Raw genomic sequence first — 22,551 nt, 5'->3', positions numbered from 1 at the left:
CTTTTTTAAGGGCTGATAAAAATATAGATATGAAAGAGGTGTTGGCTATAAGAAGGAAACTTTTAGTTGCGAACTGGAAAATGCATAAAAATATCTCTGAAGCACAGGCATTCTGCAGGCGTTTTTTGCCCGAAATAGAAGAATGTGACAGGGCAGATATAGCCATATGTCCTCCTTTTACTCTGCTTACGGCAGTTAAAGGTGCTTTAGGCTCTTCAAAGGTAAAATTGGGAGCCCAGAATTTATTTTGGGAGGAGAAGGGGGCTTATACGGGAGAAGTGTCTCCGGCTATGCTCCTTGATGCAGGATGTGAAATGGTTATTATCGGACATTCGGAAAGAAGGCACATTTTTGGGGAAACGGATGAGATGATAAATCGCAAGGTTAAAGCGGCTTTAAGAAATAAACTTATCCCTATTTTATGTGTGGGGGAAACTTTAGAAGAAAGAAAGAAAGGACAGGCTGAAGAAGTAGTTAAGAGGCAGCTTCTTGAAGGATTAAGGGAGTTGGAATATGACGGGGAGATTGTAATTGCCTATGAACCGGTATGGGCAATTGGGACAGGCGTTAATGCCAGTCCTGATGATGCTCAGAAGATGAGCTTTTTTATCCGTCAGATCTTGAAAGGCATTTTCCCGGAAGAGAAGGTATTAGAGATGCGTATATTATACGGTGGAAGTGTTAAACCTGAAAATATAACAGGATTTACAGGCCAGCCTGATGTTGATGGTGCTTTGGTAGGAGGAGCTAGCCTTGATCCTGATTCTTTTGCAGAAATAGTGAGGTTGAGTTGTTATGCGTAAAAAGCCTTTTTTACTAATGATTTTGGACGGCTGGGGGTGCAGGACGGATAAGGAGGCAAATGCCGTCTATCTGGCTGATCCTGTTAATTTTTATGCTCTCTGGGATAAGTATCCTCATACCCTTTTGCGCTGTTCCGGTAAAGATGTGGGACTTCCTCATGGACAGATGGGAAATTCGGAAGTCGGGCATCTTAATATGGGAGCAGGAAGGGTAGTTTATCAGGAAATAACCCGGATAAGCAATGCGATTGAAGACGAATCTTTCTTTTCTAATTCCGAGTTTTTGAAAGCAATTGAATATGTAAAAGCTAATGATGGAAAACTCCATTTAATGGGGCTTTTATCCGATGGAGGTGTGCACAGTCATATAGAGCATCTTTTTGCCCTTTTAAGGTTGGCTAAGATGCATGGGCTTAACAAGGTTTATATTCATGCCTTTTTGGATGGAAGGGATGTAGGACCTAAAACAGCCGGAAAATACATAGATAAGTTGGAGAAGAAGATGCAAGCTATGGGAGTAGGCCAAATTGCTACCATAGGCGGAAGATTTTACGGCATGGATCGGGATAAACGCTGGGAAAGGGTGGAAAAGGCCTACAATGCTATGGTTTTAGGAGAAGGGGTTAAGGCTCCCAATGCCTATGCAGCCTTACAAAACAGCTATGAAAATCGGGTTACCGATGAATTTATGGAGCCTGCAGTGATAATAGGAGAAAGCGGTAAGCCGGTTGGTCTGGTAGATAATGGAGATAGCATAATATTTTTCAACTTCAGGGCTGATCGGGCCCGTCAGATTACCAGGGCGTTTACGGATGAGGATTTTACGGGTTTTGAAAGGGTTAAGAAGCCTGAAGTTTATTTTGTCTGCATGACCCAGTATGACATAACTATAAATGCGCCAGTAGCTTTTCCTCCCCAGGATTTAAGAAACACTTTAGGTGAAGTTTTGTCTAAAGAAGGTTTAAAGCAGTTAAGAATTGCAGAAACCGAAAAATATGCCCATGTAACTTTCTTTTTTAATGGTGGGGTAGAAGAGCCTAATTTAGGAGAAGACAGAATTCTTATCCCTTCACCGAAAGTGGCGACCTACAATTTAAAGCCGGAAATGAGCGCATATGAAGTTACTGATCGGGTGCTTAAGGAAATAGATAAGGATGCCTATGATGTAATAATATTAAACTACGCTAATCCGGATATGGTAGGACATACCGGGGTTTTAGAAGCAGCAATCAAGGCAGTCCAGGTAGTAGATGAATGTTTGGGCAGGGTGGTAGAAAAAGTAAAGGAAAAAGGCGGGACTGTTATCATAACGGCCGACCATGGCAATTGTGAAATGATGGTGTGTCCGGAAACCGGGCAGCCTTTTACTGCTCATACCTGCGAAAAAGTGCCTTTTATACTGGTGGATGATGACTATATAGGATATAATTTGCGTGAAGAGGGTGCTTTAAAAGATATAGCACCGACTATGCTGGAGCTTTTAGGAATAAAGAAACCGGAAGAGATGACAGGGACTTCTCTTTTAGAGCAGGATAAATAATTTGGAAAGGAGAGTATGATAGATTATGAGCACAATTGTTGATGTTTATGCACGGGAAGTTTTAGATTCCCGAGGAAATCCAACGGTAGAAGTTGAAGTAGTTTTAGAAGACGGCAGCATGGGACGGGCTATTGTTCCTTCAGGGGCTTCTACCGGAGCTTATGAGGCAGTAGAATTGAGAGATGGAGATAAGAGCCGTTATAACGGCAAGGGTGTATTAAATGCGGTTGAGAATGTAAACAGTATCATTGCTCCTGAGATTATAGGCATGGATATAACCAGGCAGGCAGAAATTGATGCAGTTTTAATCGACTTAGATGGCACTTCCAACAAGTCAAGGCTAGGGGCTAATGCTATACTGGGGGTATCTTTAGCTGCCGCCAGAGCAGGAGCCAACTATTTAGGCTTACCTTTATATCAATATATAGGCGGGGTTAATGCTTATGAACTGCCGGTTCCTATGATGAATATCCTCAATGGAGGCAAACATGCGGATAACAATGTGGATATTCAGGAATTTATGATTGTTCCTACCGGAGCCGAAAACTTTGCTGAAGCTCTGCGGATGGGAGTAGAAGTTTATCATGCTTTGAAGAAGGTTTTAAAGGACAAAAAACTGGCTACATCAATAGGAGATGAAGGCGGATTTGCACCGGATTTGCCTTCCAACGAAGCAGCTTTGGAAGTGATTATGGAAGCGATTGCTGCGGCCGGTTATAAGCCCGGAGAAGATATATATCTGGCAGTTGATGTGGCAGCCAGTGAACTTTTTAAAGATAGCAAATATCATTTAAGCAGTACAGGACAGGTTTTAACTGCGGGAGAAATGATAGACTTTTATGAAAAGCTGGTTAATAAATTCCCCATTATATCAATTGAAGATGGTCTTTCCGAAGATGATTGGATCGGATGGAAAGAGCTTACAAACAGGTTAGGGAAAAGAGTCCAGCTGGTAGGAGATGACCTTTTTGTAACTAATACTGAAAGATTATCCCGCGGAATTAAGGAAGGCATTTGCAATAGCATTCTTATAAAGGTAAACCAGATTGGAACTTTAACCGAGACTCTTAAGACTATTGAAATGGCGAAAAGGGCAGGATATACCTGTGTTATTTCTCACCGCTCAGGAGAAACAGAAGATTCAACTATTGCCGACATTGCTGTTGCTACTAATGCCGGACAGATAAAAACAGGTGCGCCAGCCCGCACCGATCGAGTGGCCAAATACAACCAGCTTTTGAGGATTGAAGAAGATTTAGATTTGGCAGCTGAATACTCCGGGATAAAAAGTTTTTATAATTTGAACAAATAGTTAACGTTAAAAGGCTTGTTGGATATTGTATACCTGTGTTAAAATAAGCTTTGGCTCAGGACTGGCTTGGGATGGAGGTGAAAGGATAATGAAAACATTCGTTTTGATTCTGCAGATAATATCTGCATTAGCTCTTATTGCTGTAGTTCTACTGCAGCCCGGGAAAAGTGCAGGTTTGTCCGGCAGCATAGCCGGGGGAAGTGAAGCCCTTTTTGGTAGCAAAGCCAAGGGGGTAAATGAGTTTTTAGAAAAGATAACCGGCTGGGTTGCTGCAGTTTTTATAATCACCACTTTAGCTTTAGCCCTTATTTAATAAAACAAAATAAATGTGTAAGGAGTTGTGGCTTATTATGAGTAATTTAGCCGTTTTTGCTCCTGCAGGAGGAGCCTTGGCTCTTTTGTTTGCGATTTATTTAGCATCCAAGATAAAAAAAGCTGATCCGGGAACAGAAAGAATGGTAGAGATTTCAAATTATATTCATGAAGGAGCTATGGCTTTTCTTTCCAGGCAGTATAAGGCTTTGGCAATATTTGTAGCTATAATTTTTATAGTGCTTTTAATTTTTATAGATTGGAAAACAGCAGTATGTTTCTTGGTGGGAGCTACTTGTTCTGCTTCAGCCGGTTACATAGGCATGTCCATAGCTACCAGGGCTAATGTGCGGACTGCCAGTGCGGCAAGAACTTCACAGAATGCTGCTTTAGGAATAGCCTTTTCCGGCGGAGCAGTAATGGGAATGTCAGTTTCAGGACTCGGTTTGTTAGGTTTGGGGATTCTCTACCTGATTTTTAAAGATCCTACCATTGTAAACGGTTTTGCTTTAGGTGGAAGCTCGATAGCCCTTTTCGGTCGTGTAGGTGGAGGTATATACACTAAAGCGGCTGATGTAGGGGCTGACCTGGTAGGAAAGGTTGAAGCTGGGATTCCTGAAGATGACCCGCGCAACCCGGCTACAATTGCTGATAATGTAGGGGATAATGTCGGTGATGTTGCAGGAATGGGAGCTGACCTTTTTGAATCTTATGTTGGTTCAATAATTGCGGCTATGACTTTGGGTATAGTTATGGTAAATAAGTCTCCTGATTTAGGATTAGGTCCGGTAGTACTTCCTTTGGTTATAGCTTTTATCGGAGTAGTAGCTTCTATAATCGGTACTTTCTTTGTAAAAACCGACGAAAATTCCAACCCGCTTAAAGCCTTGAATGCAGGAACTATAAGTTCAGCTGTGCTTTTAGTTATAGGAGCTTTCTTTGCAGTAAGATATATTTTGCCTTCTGATATGTTCAATGTATTCTGGGCTTTAGTTGCTGGTTTGGCTGCAGGGACGATCATAGGTTTTGTTACCGAATATTATACCTCTGATGAATATAAGCCGGTTCAGGGTATAGCGGCATCCTGTGTTACCGGACCAGCTACCACTATTATTTCCGGTTTAGGTGTGGGAATGCGCTCTACCATGCTTCCAATTTTGATCATTGTGGTAGCTATTTTCCTGGGATATATGACAGGAGGAATATATGGAATTGCTTTAGCTGCAGTAGGAATGCTGGCTACAACCGGAATGGTAGTTGCTGTTGATGCATATGGTCCTATTGCGGATAATGCGGGCGGTATTGCCCAGATGTCGGAGCTGCCAGAAAATGTTCGAAAAACCACCGATAAACTTGATTCAGTAGGTAATACAACAGCTGCTATCGGTAAAGGTTTTGCCATAGGTTCGGCGGCGCTTACCGCATTGGCCCTCCTGGTTTCTTTTGCCAATGTGGCAGAAATTGATTTTATTAATCTTTTAGATCCTTTTGTTGTAATTGGGCTTTTGATAGGCGCTATGCTTCCTTTCTTCTTCTGTGCTTTAGCTATGGGAGCAGTTGGAAGGGCTGCTTCTAAGATGGTAGAAGAGGTTCGGAGACAGTTTAAAGAAATCGCCGGTCTTATGGAAGGAACGGCTAAAGCTGATTATGCCCGCTGTGTTGACATAAGCACACAGGCAGCAATTAGAGAAATGATTTTTCCAGGTGTTCTGGCAATAATTGCTCCGATTATAGTAGGATTTGCTTTAGGAGGGGAAGCTTTGGCCGGTATGCTTGCAGGTTCTATTGCGTCCGGAGTTTGCCTGGCTATTTTCCTTGCTAATGCCGGAGGTGCCTGGGATAATGCGAAAAAATATATTGAAAGCGGTAATTACGGCGGAAAAGGCAGTGAAGCTCATGCTGCCGGAGTAGTGGGAGATACCGTAGGTGATCCATGTAAAGATACGGCTGGACCTTCTCTCAACATACTCTTAAAACTGATGGCAATTGTTTCACTGGTTTTGATCGCACCTTTGTTGTAAGAACGGCTTAGCTGTATATCGTAGCTGAGAGCAGGTAGAAAGAGATTCTACCTGCTTTTGGTATATGAAGTTTTTGGGGTGGAGAGTTTTGATATATATTTATCCGGAGGCAGAACCTTTTTTTCTTAAAGGGGAAGGGGAAAAAGCCCTGCTTTTTTTGCACGGCTTTACGGCTTCTCCTTCTGAAGTATTACCAACCGCCCGGATTTTACAGCAAAGGGGAGGGCTGACGGTAAGCGGGATTTTACTCCCCGGACATGGGTCTAATTCTGCTCTTTTGAATCAAACTACCTGGCATGATTGGTTCAAGGCGGCAGAGGGAGAAATTCTGCATTTAAGGGAGAATTACTCTGATGTTTATGTTGCCGGGCTTTCAATGGGGGGACTTTTGGCGTTATATGCTGCCCTTCATTTAGATGGTATAAAAGGGGTAATAACTGTAAATGCCCCGGTATGTTGTCGTCATCCCTTGAAAACCTTTTTAGTGCCATTTTTAAAGTTTATAAGACCGTATTTTCCAAAAGACTTTGATGAGGAAACATTGTGGCTTAAAAAGCTGGGAAGGTTTGCCTATGATTGTTATCCCCTTAAAGCTTTTTCAAGTATGCAGGAATTGAGAAATTCTGTTAGACATGAAATATCGGCTCTTAAAGTTCCGCTTCTAGCTATGCAGTCAGTAAATGATGACACGGTGGCAGTCCAAAGTCTGGATTTTATGAGGGAAAAGGTAAAAAATACTGAAGTTAAGACTATTGAGCTTTTACATTCCGGACATATATCAACCATGGAAGAACCTGAAACAGTTGCCCGTGAGATGTTGACTTTTATAGAAGGAACTTCCTTAAAATGAAATTCATTATTTGATGGAGGAGATGGATATGGAAAGAGAAAAGGCATTAGAGCTTTTAAAAACTTATCTTAAAAATGAAAATCTCATAAAACACTCCTTAGCAGTTGAAGCAGTTATGAGGGGGTTGGCTGAACGGTTGGGCGAAGATGTAGATAAATTCGGCTTGGCCGGCCTTTTACACGACATTGATTATGACAGCACTGCCAATGACCCTAAGCTTCATTCAATTTTAGGGGCTCAGATATTGGAGGACTACGGATTTCCTGAGGATATAGTATACGCTGTTAAAGCCCATAATGAGTATCATGATTTAGAAAGGAAAAGCCTTATAGATAAAGCTTTATGGGCTGCTGATCCGGTAAGTGGCTTTATAACTGCCGCAGCTCTTATAAAGCCGGAAAAGAAGTTGTCAGCTGTAGACCTTAAATCACTTAAAAAGAGGTTTAAAGAAAAGGCGTTTGCTAAAGGGGCTAGCCGCGAGCAGATAGCAAGCTGCATGGAATTTGGCCTTGAGCTGGATGAATTTTTGGATATTGCTTTAAAGAGCATGCAAAAAATAGCAGATGAACTGGGTTTATAGAGTAAAACCTGTTTTTAAGGGGAATTAATATATTAAAGAAACCTTAAGGCAGGTCAAGGGGGATTTTATGATTTCACGTGAAGCGATTCTCGATTATATAAAACAGGCGAGCTACAGACCGCTTAGTTACCGAGAGCTTTTAGAGGTTTTTGAGATTGGTGAGGAGGAAGAAGAAAAATTCAAAAAGATTTTAGGCAGGTTAGAAAAAGAAGGAGAAATTGTAAAAACGCGCAAAAACAAATACGGACTTCCGGAAATGATGAACCTGGTTAAAGGGATAATCCGCTTAAGCCAGTGGGGATACGGAATTTTAGTTCCGGATGATCCGGAATGGCCGGAAATATTTGTCTATGGGCGAAATTTAAATGGGGCTATGCACAATGATAAAGTTATGGTTAGGGTTCACAGCAGGGGAAAAGTTGGTGGGCAGAGGCCGGAAGGCGAAGTGATAAGGGTAATAAACCGTGCCAATAAGGAACTGGTAGGAACGGTGAAAAAGGGCAAGCATACTCTGCAGGTGATTCCGGACGACTCGCGCCAGATTTACCCGATTTATGTTAAGCCTTCCCGCAAGATGAAGGCGAGCAATGGAGATAAAGTTTTGGTGAGCATAACTGCTTTTCCCGACAAAGATAGATACCCTGAGGGAAAAATAATAGAGGTCTTAGGGCGCAAAGGGGAAGCGGGACTTGATTTGCAGGTTATTATAAAAAAACACAACCTGAGGGCTGAATTTCCTCCTGAAGTAATAAAAGAGGCAAAGGAAGTAGCAAAACCGGTGTCACGGGAAGAAGTCGCCCGAAGAAGAGATTTGCGGGATTTGCGCATGGTAACAATTGATGGGGAAGACGCCAAGGATCTGGATGATGCGGTTTCAATAGAAAGGACTGACAAAGGTTATCGTTTAGGGGTGCATATTGCGGATGTTTCCCATTATGTGCGGGAAGGAAGCAAATTGGATAAAGAAGCTTTCCTCAGGGGAACCAGCGTTTATCTTATTGACAAGGTTTTGCCAATGCTTCCTCCGGAGCTTTCCAATGATATCTGCAGCCTTAATGCCGGTAAAGACCGCCTGGCGATAAGCTGTCTCATGGATATAGATGACAGGGGGCGGGTAATATCTTATGATATTTGTAAGTCAGTTATTAATGTCAATGAACGCATGACTTATACCGATGTTAATAAAATACTGGTGGAAGATGATAAGGAGACTAAAGAAAAATATGCTTATTTAGTGGAAGATTTTCTTCTTATGAAGGAATTGGCTGATATAATTCGGGCAGAAAGGATGAAAAGAGGAGCTTTAGATTTTAATTTCCCGGAATCTAAGGTCATAGTAGATGAAAACAGCAGACCCATAGAGATAAAAAGAAGGGAACACGGGCCAGCCGAGATGCTTATTGAAGATTTTATGATTAAAGCCAATGAAGTGGTGGCTGAACATATGTACTGGCAGGAGCTCCCTATATTGTATAGGGTGCATGAAAAGCCGGATGAAGAGGCTTTATCTAAAGTAAATATGGTTTTAGGGGTTTTTGGGTATAAAATTCCACCTCATGCCCGAGTAGAGCCTAGAACTTATCAGAAAATCTTGGATGAAATTAAGGGAAAGCCGGAAGAGGGGCTGCTTTCTATGATACTTCTGCGCTCGATGAAACACGCCCGCTACATGCCGGATCCTTTAGGACATTTCGGGTTGGCTTCCAAATATTATTGCCATTTTACCAGTCCGATAAGAAGATACCCGGATTTAATCGTCCACCGGGTTTTGACTCTCTTGTTAAGAGGCGGCTTAAGGGGCAAAAAAAGGGCTAGTTTGGAGAAAAAAATGCCTGTTTACGGAGAACAGTCTACCCAGCAGGAAATAAAAGCGGAAGAAGCCGAAAGGGAGTTGGTTGATATAAAGAAAGCCCAGTATATGCAGCAGTTTTTAGGTGAGGAATTTACCGGGCGGATTTCTTCCGTTCAGCCTTTTGGGTTTTTCGTCGAGCTTTCCAATACCGTGGAAGGATTGGTTCACATTTCGACCATAGCTGATGATTATTATGAATTTAATGAGCGCTCTTACATCTTAGTAGGTGTCCATACAGGAAGAAAATTTGCCATTGGGGATGAAGTCAGGGTTCAGCTGGTAAAGGTTGATGTAGATGATGGCAAGATTGATTTTGAACTGGTTGAGGATTAATCAGATAAGATTACAGAACATATATTCTTGACTAATCAGGAATTTTAAGTATAATTAAAAATGAAATAGAATGAGCAGTAATCCCTGGCCTTAAGAACGGATGAAGGCGAGGGTTTATTTTTCGAGGTGGACTTATGTCTAAAGATAAAGGGATAAAACAGGTTATAGATAACCGCAAAGCCAGACATGATTATCATATAAAAGAAACTATGGAAGCAGGGCTGGTTCTGGTAGGAACCGAGGTTAAGTCTTTGCGCATGGGAAAAGGCAATCTGAAGGATGCCTATGCTACTGTAAAGAACGGGGAAGTATGGATTAACAACTTTCACATAAGCCCTTATGAAAAAGGCAACCGCTTTAATCACGACCCTTTGCGTCCTAAGAAACTGCTTTTGCATAAAAGTGAGATTAATAGGTTGATCGGGCTTACCAAAGAAAAAGGATATACTCTGATTCCTTTAAAGATATATTTTAAAAACGGAAAGGCCAAGGTAGAATTGGCGGTTGCAGTAGGTAAAAAACTGTATGATAAGCGGGCAGATATAGCTGCCCGTGATGCTAAGCGGGATATTGAAAGGGCTTTAAAGGATAAAGGCAGATATTGAGATAGTTACAATATATGGCTGATAAAAGTATGCCTTTTAATGTTATAATATAGATGTCAGCTAAAGATTATTTTCAAACTATAAGGGGGCGTAATGGTTTCGACGGGGGAAAAGATGGGTAGAGTAGCGAGCCGAGTTGTTCGCCAGCTCGTTAAAAAGGTGAAATTAAAAATAACTGCAGAAGAAAATTACGCTTTAGCTGCCTAATTAGGCAGCTCGTCCGGCTGACTTCACCCGCGGGTCAGCTCAGGGCGTCACGTAGCGGGAGTACCTTTTAACCCTCGGCCCTGAGGGGTTAAAAGGGAATTTAATCGGGGATAGCTCTTGAAAAGCCTGTCCGTGGGCGTTTCGGGAGCGAATTAAAAAACACGGACTGCGCTCGGAGAGACTCTGCTGGTCTTTCCTTCGGACGGGGGTTCGACTCCCCCCGCCTCCACCAAATGATAAATATTTATTTATACAATAGATATGAAAGTCCTGGTTTGCAGGGCTTTTTTACTTTTTCTGGATTTTATCATTTGATTATAAATAAGTCAGGTCTGCAGTTTGATTGTAGGTGTTTCATTGATTTATTTTTTAAGCATTGCTATATAATCATAAGTTTATTTATAATTCTATAAAAAGGGAAAATGCATGTTTCTGCAGAACGAAAAGTTTTAAAAGTTAAATAAGGTTATATTATGGTGCTAGGGGGGATTTCTTTTTTTATAATAACGGATAAGGAAAACTGGAAGGATGCTTGATGAGCAGATTGCCAATTTTAAGGGCTGAAAATTTTGAAATTATTAAAAATCATTGACGAATTATGTGATTTAAATTAGGTATAACCCGGGCTTATATAGTGAATGCGTGAACGAGCCAGGGAATGATTTCACATGCTTGCTTCAGGAGGGGAATATGTGATGGAAAAAGGTAAGTTTAGTTCAGTGGCGACTGTTCCAGGCAATTCTAAATGGGAAAAGTGTATTAGTCGTGAAATGGAAATATACCAACGGAGCGATGATATACGAACTGAATTTTACAGAGACTACAACAGAATCCTTCATAGCACGGCCTACAGACGACTAAAGCATAAGACGCAAGTTTTCTTTGCTACAAGAAACGATCATATTTGCACTCGTATTGAACATGTTAACCTGGTAGCGGATTGATCCCCTAAGTCCGGAGATTATGCACTAAAAGATTCAAGTTTTACAGAATTACTCATAAATACTTCGTAAAATCCATTTGGAGTCATAAAATTTATACTTCCATGTCTTGGCTCTGTTTATAAAATTCCATATATTCTGTTATAACCTGGTGAGCATCCATAAAGCTCTCAAATTCATTTTGACTCTAGCATTCGTCCTCTAAAATTGCGTAGAACGATTCTATATGAGCATTCATATTAAATAGCTTTTCTCCGAATATTTTAAGGAGCTAAATAGATATGTAATCTGGCTGAATAAGGTAAAAGACTTTGAAGGATAATTGTGATATAATTAAAAATAGTGTGATGGAAGAACAGAGGAGAAAGTATTTTATCGAGAGCAGCAGGTGAGATGTGGAAGAGTCGGTTTTATTAATAGTTTGGCGTGAAGATTTTGCGCAAAATTTTAAGGTTTCGATTTTTAAATTTATATAGCTGGCTTGCGGCATACAAAATAATAAAAAGTACATACTTGGGTGGGTATTGATGGTAATACCTGCCCTTTTTTATCTGATAAGAAAAAAATATAAGGGGGAATTGGCATAAGGGAATTTTGACAGGAAAAATTTTCGACGATAATCTACAAAAAATTGAGCCAGTTTATACTTATAGTTAAATTTAAGTTTGGAATGGGTCTTGCTGAGCCTGCTCAAGCGATTATTAAAAAAATGAAGGAGATGGTTGAATGTCGGCAGTGGATGTAAAGGTTTATAAGGGACATATAGTTTTTACTCCTGAATTTGGAAAGTACGAAATAATTGAAAACGGATACATTGTTGTTGAAGGAGGCCGGGTAAAGGGGACTTATCAAACATTGCCAGCAGAATATCAAAACCTGGAAGTTATGGATTATGGTGATAAAATGATAATTCCAGGTTTTGTTGATCTGCATTTCCATGCCCCTCAGTTTGTAAACCGGGGACTGGGACTTGATAAAGAGCTTTTGCCCTGGCTGGAAACCTACACTTTCCCGGAAGAATCCAAATATAAGGATTTAGAGTATGCGGAAAAGGCATATAAGAAAGTAGTCAAGGAACTCTGGAAACTGGGAACTACACGTTCAGTTTTATTTGCCACCATTCATAAAGATGCAACTATCAAGTTGATGGATCTTTTAGATAAAGCCGGGCTTTCTGCCTATGTGGGCAAAGTTAATATGGACAGGAATTCCCCCGATATATTAATCGAAACTACCGAGGATTCTTTGAGTGATACTGAAGAATTTCTGAAAGAAACTGTTGACAGATATGAAAAGGTTAAGCCTATAATTACTCCCAGGTTTGTTCCGACCTGTTCTCCTGAACTTATGAAAGGTTTATCGCAACTTGCCAAAAAGTACGACGTTCCGATTCAGTCCCATCTTTCGGAGAACAGATCAGAAGTAGCCTGGGTTAAGGAACTTCATCCGGAATGTCCCAACTATGCCAGTGTATATGATCTGTTCGGATTGTTTGGGCAGCAGCCGACAGTTATGGCGCACTGCATCTATTTAAATGATGAAGAAATAGAATTAATGGCCAAAAATAAGGTATATGTTGCTCATTCACCACATTCCAACAATAACTTGTCAAGCGGCATATCTCCGATAAGAAAACTGGTAGAGGCCGGGGTTCCGGTAGGCCTGGCCAGTGATATATCAGGAGGACATGATGTATCAATTCCGAGTGTTATAGTAGCAGCAGCCCAGGTTTCCAAATTAAAATGGGTCGAAAACAGTGAAAATGGGGATCCACTGTCGACGCCAGAGCTTTTCTATCTGGCAACTAAAGGTGGCGGAAGCTTCTTTGGCAAAGTAGGAAGTTTTGAAGAAGGATATGAATTTGATGCGCTTGTAATTGATGACAGTTCGCTTGCAGATGTTAATCCGCGAACTATTGAAGAAAGGTTGCAGAGATTTATATATATTGGAGATGACAGAAATATTGCAGATAGATATGTATCAGGCAAGAAAATTGAAGAACCACAGTTTTAATTTAAAATAGGGGCGAATTTCGCCCCTATTTTCGTAGTTTCTTTGTCAAAAGTTGGGGCGCAGGTATTTGAATCAATACCTGGCGCCCTTATTTTTATTTACAGTATTGCAGCGTAAGCCTGTAAAAAATATTTCTTACATATAGGAGATGCACATTCAGTATATAGTTAATATTTTCTAGAGGAGGGTCTCGTTAATATGCTAACATTTGAACATAAGATGAATTTATAAAACAGGAGGAGCACATATGCTTTCCCAAAGTATCTTTAGTGAATTGAAAGGGCTTTTAGGTGAGAATAAGGATTATACTGCTGATGGAAAACTGCTTAAGAATAAAATTATTGAATCTGCTCTAATTTTGGATGAATCGTTAATTAGACTCCTGCTGAGCCGGGAAAGACTAAAATCATATTTTTTTAAAAATATAGACGGGGTGCTGGTTTTTGACAGGGACAAGTTTGTAAGATTTGTGGATAATAAGGAATTTCTTCCCGACTCTTATACTGCATTTAAGAATAAAATAGGGCTTGCAGTTGATAACAGCTATTTAAGCAGAAATAAAGATGTTGTTCTGGTATGGCCTTATAAGGACTGTGTACTGGAGGGAGGGCAGGAAAAATCAGTTAAAAAAAGGCAGGAAGTATTTTATAACGAAATTCTCGCCCCGGATGAAATAGATGTTCTTTTAGAACCAAAAGTATTTTGCAATTTTCTCAGGATTGACAGGGAAGGCAAGCATGAGGTTTTGGAAATAAGGTCGAATGACAATTTGATAATCAAGGGCAACAACCTTCTGGTACTTCATTCGATTAAAAAAAGATTTGCAGGCAAAGTAAAGCTCATATATATTGACCCTCCATACAATACAGGGAATGATGAATTTCAATATAATGACAACTTTAGACACTCAACATGGCTTACATTTATGAAAAACAGATTGGAGGCAGCAAAAGATCTCTTGCGGGAAGATGGAGCTATTTTTGTTCAGTGTGACGATAATGAGCAGGCGTATTTAAAGGTCTTAATGGATGAAATTTTTGGCAGGGAAAACTTTAAAGAAGATATTGTAGTAATGATGGGGTCTGAAAGTGGAGTTAATGCTGTGAATGTAATGAGAGGTGAGCATTTATTTAAAGTTAAGGAGCACATATTATATTATGCTAAAAACGGCAGGCTGCATAGATTTAAACCTTTATACGTTCGTGCCGCGGAATATAATGACAGCTATCGCTGGGAAGTAGTTAAGGATCAGGAAGGATATATTGTGACTGATGTTTATAAAAATATTTTGAGAGATATGTTTGGGCAGGAAACTTTAAGAGGTTTAAGTGAGGAACAAAAAAATCTGTTTTATTTGAAATTTCGAGAGTATTGTTTAAAAAATGCTGAAAAGATTTATGCCCTGAAAAATGATATTCAGAAATCGGGAAAGAATTTTAAAAAATTTGCCCAGGAAAACAAGTCTAAAGGTAAAGTGGAAGAATATAGAACAGGAGATGGAAGAACTGTTTTAGTTTATGATGGAGGAATGCTGTCTCCACTTTCTGAAAGAATTGTTATAGAAAATGGCAAAAAATATTATGGAAAGCTTATAAGCGATTTTTGGTGGGATATTGGGGCAACTCCCGCAAGTGAAGGAAATGTCAGCTTTAAATCCGGCAAGAAGCCGGAAAAGCTGATTAAAAGAATTATAGAACTTGTGACAGAACCCGGAGATATAGTATTGGATTTTTTCTTGGGTTCAGGGACTACCTGCGCAGTAGCTCATAAAATGGGCAGGCAGTATATTGGAATAGAACAGCTTGATTATGGTGAGAATAGTGCGCTTGCGAGGCTTAAAAATGTGATTGCTGGAGAGCAAACGGGAATTTCTAAATCTGTGAGCTGGTTGGGGGGTGGGAGTTTTATTTACATGGAGTTGGCAAAAATTAATGAGGTATTTATAGAAAGAATACGGGAAGCCGAAACAACTGATGATCTTATAAATTTATGGCAGGAAATGAAGTCAAGCAGTTTTTTAAGTTATAAGGTTGATTCTTTGTTGTTTGACGAAAATATTGAAGAGTTTAAAAATATGAATTTTCCTGAGCAAAAAAGGATTCTCGCAGAGATACTGGATAAAAATAATCTTTATGTGAACTATAGTGAAATTGATGATGCTATATATAACATAAGCTATAAAGATAAGGTTTTAAATGAAATGTTTTATGAAAATGATTTGAATGAGACCGGGAGGATTTAACATGTCCAGTAAAGGTCTGTTAAGTGAAATATATGATAATATTTCAAATTCAGGGCTGTTAGAGAAAAACAGTATACCGGAATTTATAGGGAAAAACCTGAATCAAAGGTTTAAACTGAGGGATTATCAGGTAGAGGCAATAGCCAGACTGATTCATTATATGGAAGAATACCCGAAAAAGAAGAAACCGGTTCATTTGCTTTTCAATATGGCGACAGGTTCAGGTAAAACCCTACTTATGGCTTCAAATATCCTGTATCTTTACAGTAAAGGATACAGAAATTTTTTGTTCTTTGTTAACAGCACAAATATAATTGAAAAGACCAGGGAAAACTTTTTGAATCCGCTTTCTCCCAAATATATTTTTAATGAAAAGATAAAGTTTGATGGCAGAGAAGTTAGTATGAGTGAAGTCCTAAACTTTGATGATGTGAATGATTATGATATAAACATCATTTTTACCACCATCCAGGGACTGCATAGTCAACTTAGCCTTTTTAGGGAAAATCAGATTACCCTGGAGGATTTTGAAAACAGAAAGGTTGTTTTACTTTCAGATGAGGCACATCACATAAATGTCTGGACGCGAAAAAGAAATAGGCTGGGGAATGTTGAGATGGCAGGCCTTAATGCCTGGGAAACTACTGTGATGAAGATTTTAAATTCCTGTGATGATAATATAATGCTGGAATATACTGCAACGATAGATATGGAAAATAAAGAAATCTATGAAAAGTATAAAGACAAGATTATTTACGAATATGATATTAAAAGGTTTAGACAGGATGGTTATTCCAAGGATATAAAAGTGTTGCAGTCTAACCTGGGTAACTGGGAGAGGATGCTGCAGGCTGTGGTGCTCAGCCAGTATAGGAGAAAAATAGCTGAAAAGAATAGTATATATCTGAAACCGGTGATTTTATTTAAATCATTGAGCATACGAGAATCAAAATATAACTATATGTTATTCAGGGAAAAAATAAATGGACTGAAGGGGACAGATATTAAGAAAATCGAACCTGCGGAATATTCAATAATCAAAAAGGCCTTTATTTTTTTCAGAGATCATGGCATTTCTTTGGATAATCTTGCTGAGGAAATAAAAGAAGAATTTTCCGAAGAAAAATGTATTTTGTTAGATTCAGAGAATATAGACAGGGAAAGGCAGATAAAGTTAAATACCCTTGAATCCGAAGACAACCAAATAAGGGCTGTATTTGCTGTTAAAATGCTTGATGAAGGGTGGGATGTTCTAAACCTTTTTGATATAGTTCGGCTATATGACAAAAGAGATGGAAAATGGACAAGGAGTGGGGAGTATATCCCTGGAGCTGCTACCATAGCAGAAAGGCAGCTTATCGGTAGGGGGGCAAGATACTATCCGTTTAAAATAGGTTCCGACAATAATATCTTTAAGAGAAAGTTTGATAACCAACCTGATAATGAGCTTAGAATCCTTGAAGAGCTTTACTACCATAGCTGCTATAACCCAAAATATATTGAAGAGATAACCAAAAGCCTTGTGCAGTCCGGATTTGTTCCGAATCAGGGGGTAAAGCCCGAACTTATGGAAAAAGATAAGATCATGGATAAAAAGTTATATAACGAAGGAAGAGTATCTGATATAGAGGAAAATTGCGGGTGCAGTGATTTAAGGTTTGTTTCTGACCGAGTTTACAGGGTTAAACTTCCTCCTCTGGTATCTACAGAGATTAATCTTTTTGAAGATGGTGATTCAGAGAGTATTGAATATAAATCATTTGTTTTAACTCTAGGTAATTGTGGTTTACCTGTTATAAGAAAAGCCATGTCTAGACTTGATTTTTACAGGTTTAATAATTTAAAGCGCTATTTTCCTTTTATTTCATCATCGGTGGAATTTATAAACTGCGTAAAAGGTCTTAATGTAGAGGTTAAAACATCGGAGGTCAAGTTTAAAAACCTGACTCCGGAAGATAAGCTGTATATCTGTCAAAATGTTTTGGCTCAAATAGAAAAAGAGGTTAGAGGAAGAAGGACAGACTAAATTTTGACACGAACGAGAGTATATTTGAATTTTATTATAACTGGTTAATTTGTTCCGTTTTTCAAAAAACGGATTTTTTTATTTTTGGAGATAAAAAATAAATTATAAATACATAAAATCTTTACACAAAAATATCGAAATCGTAAGAAATTTAGTGTATAATATATAAAAATTTTAAGGCAAAAAGTATAGCCTAATTAAGTTCGTGGAAAGGAGGGGTTAATAAACAAGCCGGATAGGATAAGCACCAGCCTTTATCTTTGCTCTTCTCTGCTTGGGGTGGTAAAGATTAAGCTGTTGTAGTTGTTTGTCGCTTATTTTGTTCGTCAAAATAATTATGGAAAGGAAGGTTGTTTGGACATGGTTAACTGGACTAAAAAAGCCAGGGCGTGCTGGAGCAGTATTTTAGGTTTTTTTATGGTGCTGTTTTCTCCTGCTTTAGCTATGGCTAGTGAAGCAAACTTAGTTCTTCCCGAACTTGCGGCAGAACAAAGCAAGCTGCTTATGATGGGGCTTGTAGTATGTGTTCTGGGAATGCTGTTCGGTTTGTATCAATACCGCAAGGTTAAGAAATATCCTGCTCATAAGTCTATGCTGGATGTAGCCGAAACTATTTACGAAACCTGCAAGACTTATCTTATTCAGCAGGGTAAATTCCTGTTGATTCTATTTGTTTTCATAGGTTTATGTATTGCTTTCTATTTCGGTTATCTGCAGCATACCGGCATGAATGGTGTTCTATTTATATTGATGTGGACTATTATAGGAATGATGGGATCATATCTGGTTGCCTGGTATGGAATACGCATGAATACGGTGGCTAACAGCCGTACGGCTTTTGCCGGCCTTGAGGTAAAACCAAATAAGGTATTTGGTATTGCGATAGATGCAGGTATGAGCATAGGGGTTCTTCTGGTATCAGTTGAATTGATAATTATGCTCATAATCTTGCTTTTTGTGCCCAGGGAACTGGCTGGAGCCAGCTTTATAGGATTTGCTATCGGTGAATCCTTAGGTGCCAGTGCTCTTCGTATAGCCGGGGGAATATTTACTAAGATTGCAGACATCGGTTCTGACCTTATGAAAATTGTTTTCGGGATTAAAGAAGACGATCCGCGGAATCCGGGTGTTATTGCTGACTGTACCGGTGATAATGCAGGCGATAGTATAGGGCCTACTGCTGATGGTTTTGAAACTTATGGGGTTACTGGAGTTGCTCTGGTTACTTTTATTGTTCTCGCGGTAGCTCCTGCTTTGCAGACTACGCTTTTAACCTGGATCTTTACCATGCGTATACTTATGATAATAACTTCTGTAGTTGCTTTCTATATCAATAAGGGTTTAACCCAGGCTAAATATGGCAACAGTCAGGATATGGACTTTGAAAAGCCTTTGACTAATCTGGTATGGATAACTTCTATTCTTTCCATTGCTGTTACCTATATAGTAAGCTACTATATGTTAGGACCTGTTTCGAATGCTGCTCCTGAACTGCAGTCTATGTGGGTTGTCCTGGCTACGATCATAAGCTGTGGAACTTTAGGTGCTGCTATTATTCCTGAGTTTACCAAGATATTTACCAGTCCTAAATCAGCTCATACTGAAGAAGTTGTTAAGGCTTCCCGGGAAGGCGGAGCATCTCTTAATATTCTTTCCGGCTTGGTAGCAGGTAATTTCAGTGCTTTCTGGATTGGTATGGTATTTTTGGTTTTGATGTTTATTGCTTATGTAGCTAGTGGTTATGGGTTAGAATCGATTATGATTTATCCTTCTATTTTTGCTTTCGGTTTAGTTGCTTTTGGAATGTTGGGTATGGGACCGGTTACTATAGCGGTTGACAGCTATGGTCCGGTTACTGATAATGCTCAATCTATCTATGAACTTTCTCTTATTGAAACTATTCCTAAAGTAGACAAGCAGATCGAAAAGGAATTTGGATTTAAGCCTGATTTTGACAGGGCTAAGCATTATCTGGAAGCGAATGACGGTGCAGGTAATACCTTTAAAGCTACGGCCAAACCGGTGCTTATTGGTACAGCTGTAGTTGGTGCTACTACCATGATTTTCTCCCTCATTCTGGTTATAAAGAATGTGCTGGGGGTTCAGCCGGAAAGTATTTTAACCTTGCTCAATCCGTACACCTTGTTTGGATTTATCTGTGGTGGTGCAGTAATTTACTGGTTTGCGGGTGCTTCTACCCAGGCAGTTACCACTGGTGCTTACAGGGCAGTTGAATATATCAAGCGCAATATCAAGCTTGATACTAATAGCCAGAAGGCAGCAACCGAAAACTCCAAAGAGGTAGTCAAGATTTGTACCCAGTATGCTCAGGCAGGTATGTTTAATATTTTCATCGGTATATTCTCTTTTGCCTTGGCATTTGCTTGCTTGTCTGCTCCTGTAAATGGAGCAACACCAGTAGCTCTTTTTGTATCGTACCTTATATCTATTGCGATATTTGGCCTTTTCCAGGCGGTATTTATGGCAAATGCCGGAGGAGCTTGGGACAATGGTAAGAAAATAGTAGAAGTAGATCTCAAGGAAAAGGGAACAGATCTGCATGATGCTACCGTAGTAGGAGATACAGTAGGCGATCCTTTTAAAGATACTACGGCGGTAGCTTTGAACCCGATTATCAAGTTTACTACCTTGTTCGGACTTTTAGCTATGGAAATTGCTATTTCACCTGCTTTCAGCAACATAGCTCCTTATGTAGGGATAGGATTTTTGCTGATTGCTCTGATATTTGTATGGCGCACTTTCTACAGAATGCGCATTGAAAAAGAGATGTAGAGGGAAAAATATTCAAAAGCAAAAACCGGGGTGATTTTTTAAAATCCCCGGTTTTTTTATGAAGTTTAAGTCTGGACTACATTATACGTGTTACAGGTATGCCGAGGGCATTTTTAACCGGACATATGGCTGCTGCCTGTTCAATGAGTTTTTCAATTTGGTCTTCGGGAGCGTTGGCATCTACTTTTACCTGGTATTTTATTTCCTTTACATTTCCATTTTCTATGTTGGCTTCCACCTTGACTTTAATATCATTTATTTCCATTCTTTTCTTTTTTCCGACTATTGCAATCATTGCGATGATGCATCCGCCTAATGAAGCAGGGAGGATTTGCAGGGGAGTCGGACCTTCACCGGTTCCGCCGCTTTCTACCGGAGAATCCATGATTACCTTTTGACCTGCCACCTCGGCTATGCTTTTTATTCCTTCATGTTGCCAGGCAACTTCGGCTAATATTGGTTGATCAGCTGCCATAAGATATTACCTCCTTTTATATAAAAGATAAATTTTGCCTGTAAACCAGTAATGATAATCAGGCATTTGACTATATTATAAACCTAAGGTGTTAAAATACAAGTTTATTCTGTATATTTTAAAGTTTCTCCCGGTGAACATAATTTTATGTGGTGATTAAGTTTTCTTTTTTTGTTCACAGAAGCTTCACAAAAGTGGACTACAATATAATTGCAGAGAGAAAAATAAAAAAAGAAAGGAGATGTATTTTAAATTATGAAAAAGAAAGGTTTTTTAACTGGTTTTTTGGGAATTTTATTGATTGGAGGGTTACTTTTAGGTGCTGGAAGTTTTGCAATAGCTGCTGGTGATTCACCCGGTTTTTTTGGGGCCAGAAAGGCTTTTTCAGGGGATTTTAAAGGGGCAAAGAAAGGAATGCCCGAAGAGGAGATTAGCGGTGCTTTGGAAAAGCTGCAAAGCGAAGGGGTTATAACAGCTGAACAGGCGGAAAGCATTAAAAGTATGGCTGCTGAGCGGATACAAGAACGCGAAGCATGGCTTAAAGAGGCTGCTTCAATGTCTCCTGAAGAGCGGCAGGCTTTAAGGGATGAAAGACAGGCTAAAAAACCGCTTTTGAGTGAAGCTGTAGAAAGAGGTATAATTACTTCTGAACAGGCAGAAAACATTATGAAAGCAATGCAAGAACTGCGTCAGGAACAGCGAAAACAGGAAGTAGAAACAAGGCTGAAAGAGCTGGTGGCAAACGGGACTATAACTCAGGAGCAGGCTGATGCAGTTATAGCCAAAATGGAAGAAGAGATGAAGGAAAGGCAAGCTGAAATAGCTAAAAGACAGCAGATGCCCCGGGAAGAGTGGAGAGAATATGTGAAAAATCGGGAGAAACCGCAGATTTTAAGGGGACTTGTTGATGAAGGTGTAATTACTTTGGACCAGGCAGCTGATATAGCTCAAAGCCTGCGCCCGGAAAAGGCTGGCAGAGGAATGGGAAAAGGCAGACAGGGCAGATGTCCTGGCAATTGCTTTTACGCTTCAAACAGTTAAGAAATAAATTGGGGGAGCCTTTTGAAATAAAAAGGCTCTCTTTTTTATATTTCTTTATATCCTTTTGTTAGTCTGATATTGGTGTTAACTACTTCTTCCATGAAATTTTTTTCTAGCTGACCTACTTCTTTAAGTTTGAACAGGTCATCTTGATTAGTGATGATTGCTCCAGTTGGCACCAGCTTATGGGTTGGAATATCAATACCTTCTACTATTGCTCCGTGTTTCACCATGCTTCCTTTACCGATAGAGGTTTTAAATACAATGGCCCTAAAGCCGATAAAACAGTTTTCCGCAATTGTGCAGGGTCCGTGAACAATACAACCGTGTGCCAACGAGGAGTTGGGTCCTACTTCTACTTTGGTGCCGGCCAGAGCATGTATTATTACTCCATCTTGTACATTTACATTATCACCTATAATTATAAGAGCAACTTTGCCGGTCTTTTCATCTACTTCATCAGCTCTTATAACCGTATGTGGCCCGATGTAGCAATTTTTTCCGATAGTTACTGCCCCTATGATGACTGCTGATGGGTCGACATAACTGGAAGGGTCAATTGTTGGTTGATCTTTAAAAGGATTTAGACGAATGTTGGCGCTCAC

Annotated in this window: 16 protein-coding genes, 1 other RNA gene and 1 pseudogene; 16 read left to right on the top strand and 2 right to left on the bottom strand. The window is 39.7% G+C overall.

Annotated features, from left to right (window positions below; genetic code table 11):
• The first annotated feature begins 29 nt into the window (after positions 1–29).
• The 15 genes and pseudogenes from tpiA to H0Z36_RS05375 all read left to right on the top strand — a co-directional run bounded on the left by tpiA (position 30) and on the right by H0Z36_RS05375 (position 20,430).
• A complete protein-coding gene (gene tpiA, locus H0Z36_RS05445; RefSeq protein ID WP_296864236.1) occupies positions 30–803 on the top strand; it encodes a triose-phosphate isomerase in 774 nt (257 codons plus the stop codon).
• Positions 796–2,343: a 2,3-bisphosphoglycerate-independent phosphoglycerate mutase gene (gene gpmI, locus H0Z36_RS05440; protein WP_296864235.1), complete on the top strand. Its 1,548-nt coding sequence runs from the start codon at positions 796–798 to the stop codon at positions 2,341–2,343. The genes tpiA and gpmI overlap by 8 nt, the downstream gene beginning before the upstream one ends.
• 25 nt (positions 2,344–2,368) lie before the next feature.
• Entirely contained in the window at positions 2,369–3,655 is a 1,287-nt protein-coding gene (eno, locus tag H0Z36_RS05435) for a phosphopyruvate hydratase (protein WP_296864234.1), read from the top strand.
• A gap of 88 nt (positions 3,656–3,743) precedes the next feature.
• Positions 3,744–3,968 carry a preprotein translocase subunit SecG gene (gene secG, locus H0Z36_RS05430; protein ID WP_296864233.1) on the top strand — a complete coding sequence of 75 codons (225 nt, stop codon included), beginning with the start codon at positions 3,744–3,746 and terminating at the stop codon, positions 3,966–3,968.
• A gap of 37 nt (positions 3,969–4,005) precedes the next feature.
• The gene (locus H0Z36_RS05425) at positions 4,006–5,988 is read left to right on the top strand and encodes a sodium-translocating pyrophosphatase (protein WP_296864232.1); all 1,983 of its coding nucleotides are present in this window, start codon (positions 4,006–4,008) and stop codon (positions 5,986–5,988) included.
• Between the two features lie 64 nt (positions 5,989–6,052).
• Entirely contained in the window at positions 6,053–6,838 is a 786-nt protein-coding gene (locus H0Z36_RS05420; RefSeq protein ID WP_296864231.1) for an alpha/beta fold hydrolase, read from the top strand.
• 28 nt (positions 6,839–6,866) lie between these two features.
• Entirely contained in the window at positions 6,867–7,418 is a 552-nt protein-coding gene (locus H0Z36_RS05415; protein ID WP_296864230.1) for an HDIG domain-containing metalloprotein, read from the top strand.
• A gap of 67 nt (positions 7,419–7,485) precedes the next feature.
• Positions 7,486–9,603, top strand: a complete 2,118-nt coding sequence (rnr, locus tag H0Z36_RS05410; RefSeq protein ID WP_296864229.1) for a ribonuclease R — start codon at positions 7,486–7,488, stop codon at positions 9,601–9,603.
• A 134-nt stretch (positions 9,604–9,737) separates the two neighbouring features.
• A complete protein-coding gene (gene smpB, locus H0Z36_RS05405) occupies positions 9,738–10,208 on the top strand; it encodes an SsrA-binding protein SmpB (RefSeq protein ID WP_296864228.1) in 471 nt (156 codons plus the stop codon).
• Between the two features lie 84 nt (positions 10,209–10,292).
• Positions 10,293–10,647: a transfer-messenger RNA gene (ssrA, locus tag H0Z36_RS05400) on the top strand.
• 565 nt (positions 10,648–11,212) lie between these two features.
• Positions 11,213–11,341: pseudogene (locus tag H0Z36_RS05395) on the top strand (deoxyguanosinetriphosphate triphosphohydrolase); the annotation flags it as partial.
• A gap of 741 nt (positions 11,342–12,082) precedes the next feature.
• Positions 12,083–13,369, top strand: coding sequence for a guanine deaminase (gene guaD, locus H0Z36_RS05390; protein WP_296864227.1), 1,287 nt, complete (start codon positions 12,083–12,085; stop codon positions 13,367–13,369).
• 247 nt (positions 13,370–13,616) lie between these two features.
• Positions 13,617–15,611 carry a site-specific DNA-methyltransferase gene (locus tag H0Z36_RS05385; RefSeq protein ID WP_296864226.1) on the top strand — a complete coding sequence of 665 codons (1,995 nt, stop codon included), beginning with the start codon at positions 13,617–13,619 and terminating at the stop codon, positions 15,609–15,611.
• Position 15,612: 1 nt separating this feature from the next.
• A complete protein-coding gene (locus tag H0Z36_RS05380) occupies positions 15,613–17,637 on the top strand; it encodes a DEAD/DEAH box helicase family protein (RefSeq protein WP_296864225.1) in 2,025 nt (674 codons plus the stop codon).
• 360 nt (positions 17,638–17,997) lie between these two features.
• Entirely contained in the window at positions 17,998–20,430 is a 2,433-nt protein-coding gene (locus tag H0Z36_RS05375) for a sodium-translocating pyrophosphatase (RefSeq protein ID WP_296864224.1), read from the top strand.
• 76 nt (positions 20,431–20,506) lie between these two features.
• Here H0Z36_RS05375 and H0Z36_RS05370 read toward each other — a convergent pair whose 3' ends face one another.
• Positions 20,507–20,905, bottom strand: coding sequence for an OsmC family protein (locus H0Z36_RS05370; RefSeq protein ID WP_296864223.1), 399 nt, complete (start codon positions 20,903–20,905; stop codon positions 20,507–20,509).
• A 255-nt stretch (positions 20,906–21,160) separates the two neighbouring features.
• Here H0Z36_RS05370 and H0Z36_RS05365 point away from each other — a divergent pair, with 255 nt between their 5' ends.
• The gene (locus tag H0Z36_RS05365) at positions 21,161–21,946 is read left to right on the top strand and encodes a hypothetical protein (RefSeq protein WP_296864222.1); all 786 of its coding nucleotides are present in this window, start codon (positions 21,161–21,163) and stop codon (positions 21,944–21,946) included.
• Positions 21,947–21,990: 44 nt separating this feature from the next.
• Here H0Z36_RS05365 and H0Z36_RS05360 read toward each other — a convergent pair whose 3' ends face one another.
• Positions 21,991–22,551: a transferase gene (locus H0Z36_RS05360; protein ID WP_296864221.1), complete on the bottom strand. Its 561-nt coding sequence runs from the start codon at positions 22,549–22,551 to the stop codon at positions 21,991–21,993.

It is taken from the genome of Thermosyntropha sp., from assembly GCF_017656155.1.
Lineage (GTDB): Bacteria > Bacillota > Syntrophomonadia > Syntrophomonadales > Syntrophomonadaceae > Thermosyntropha.
This window is presented reverse-complemented; position numbering and strand designations above follow the sequence as displayed.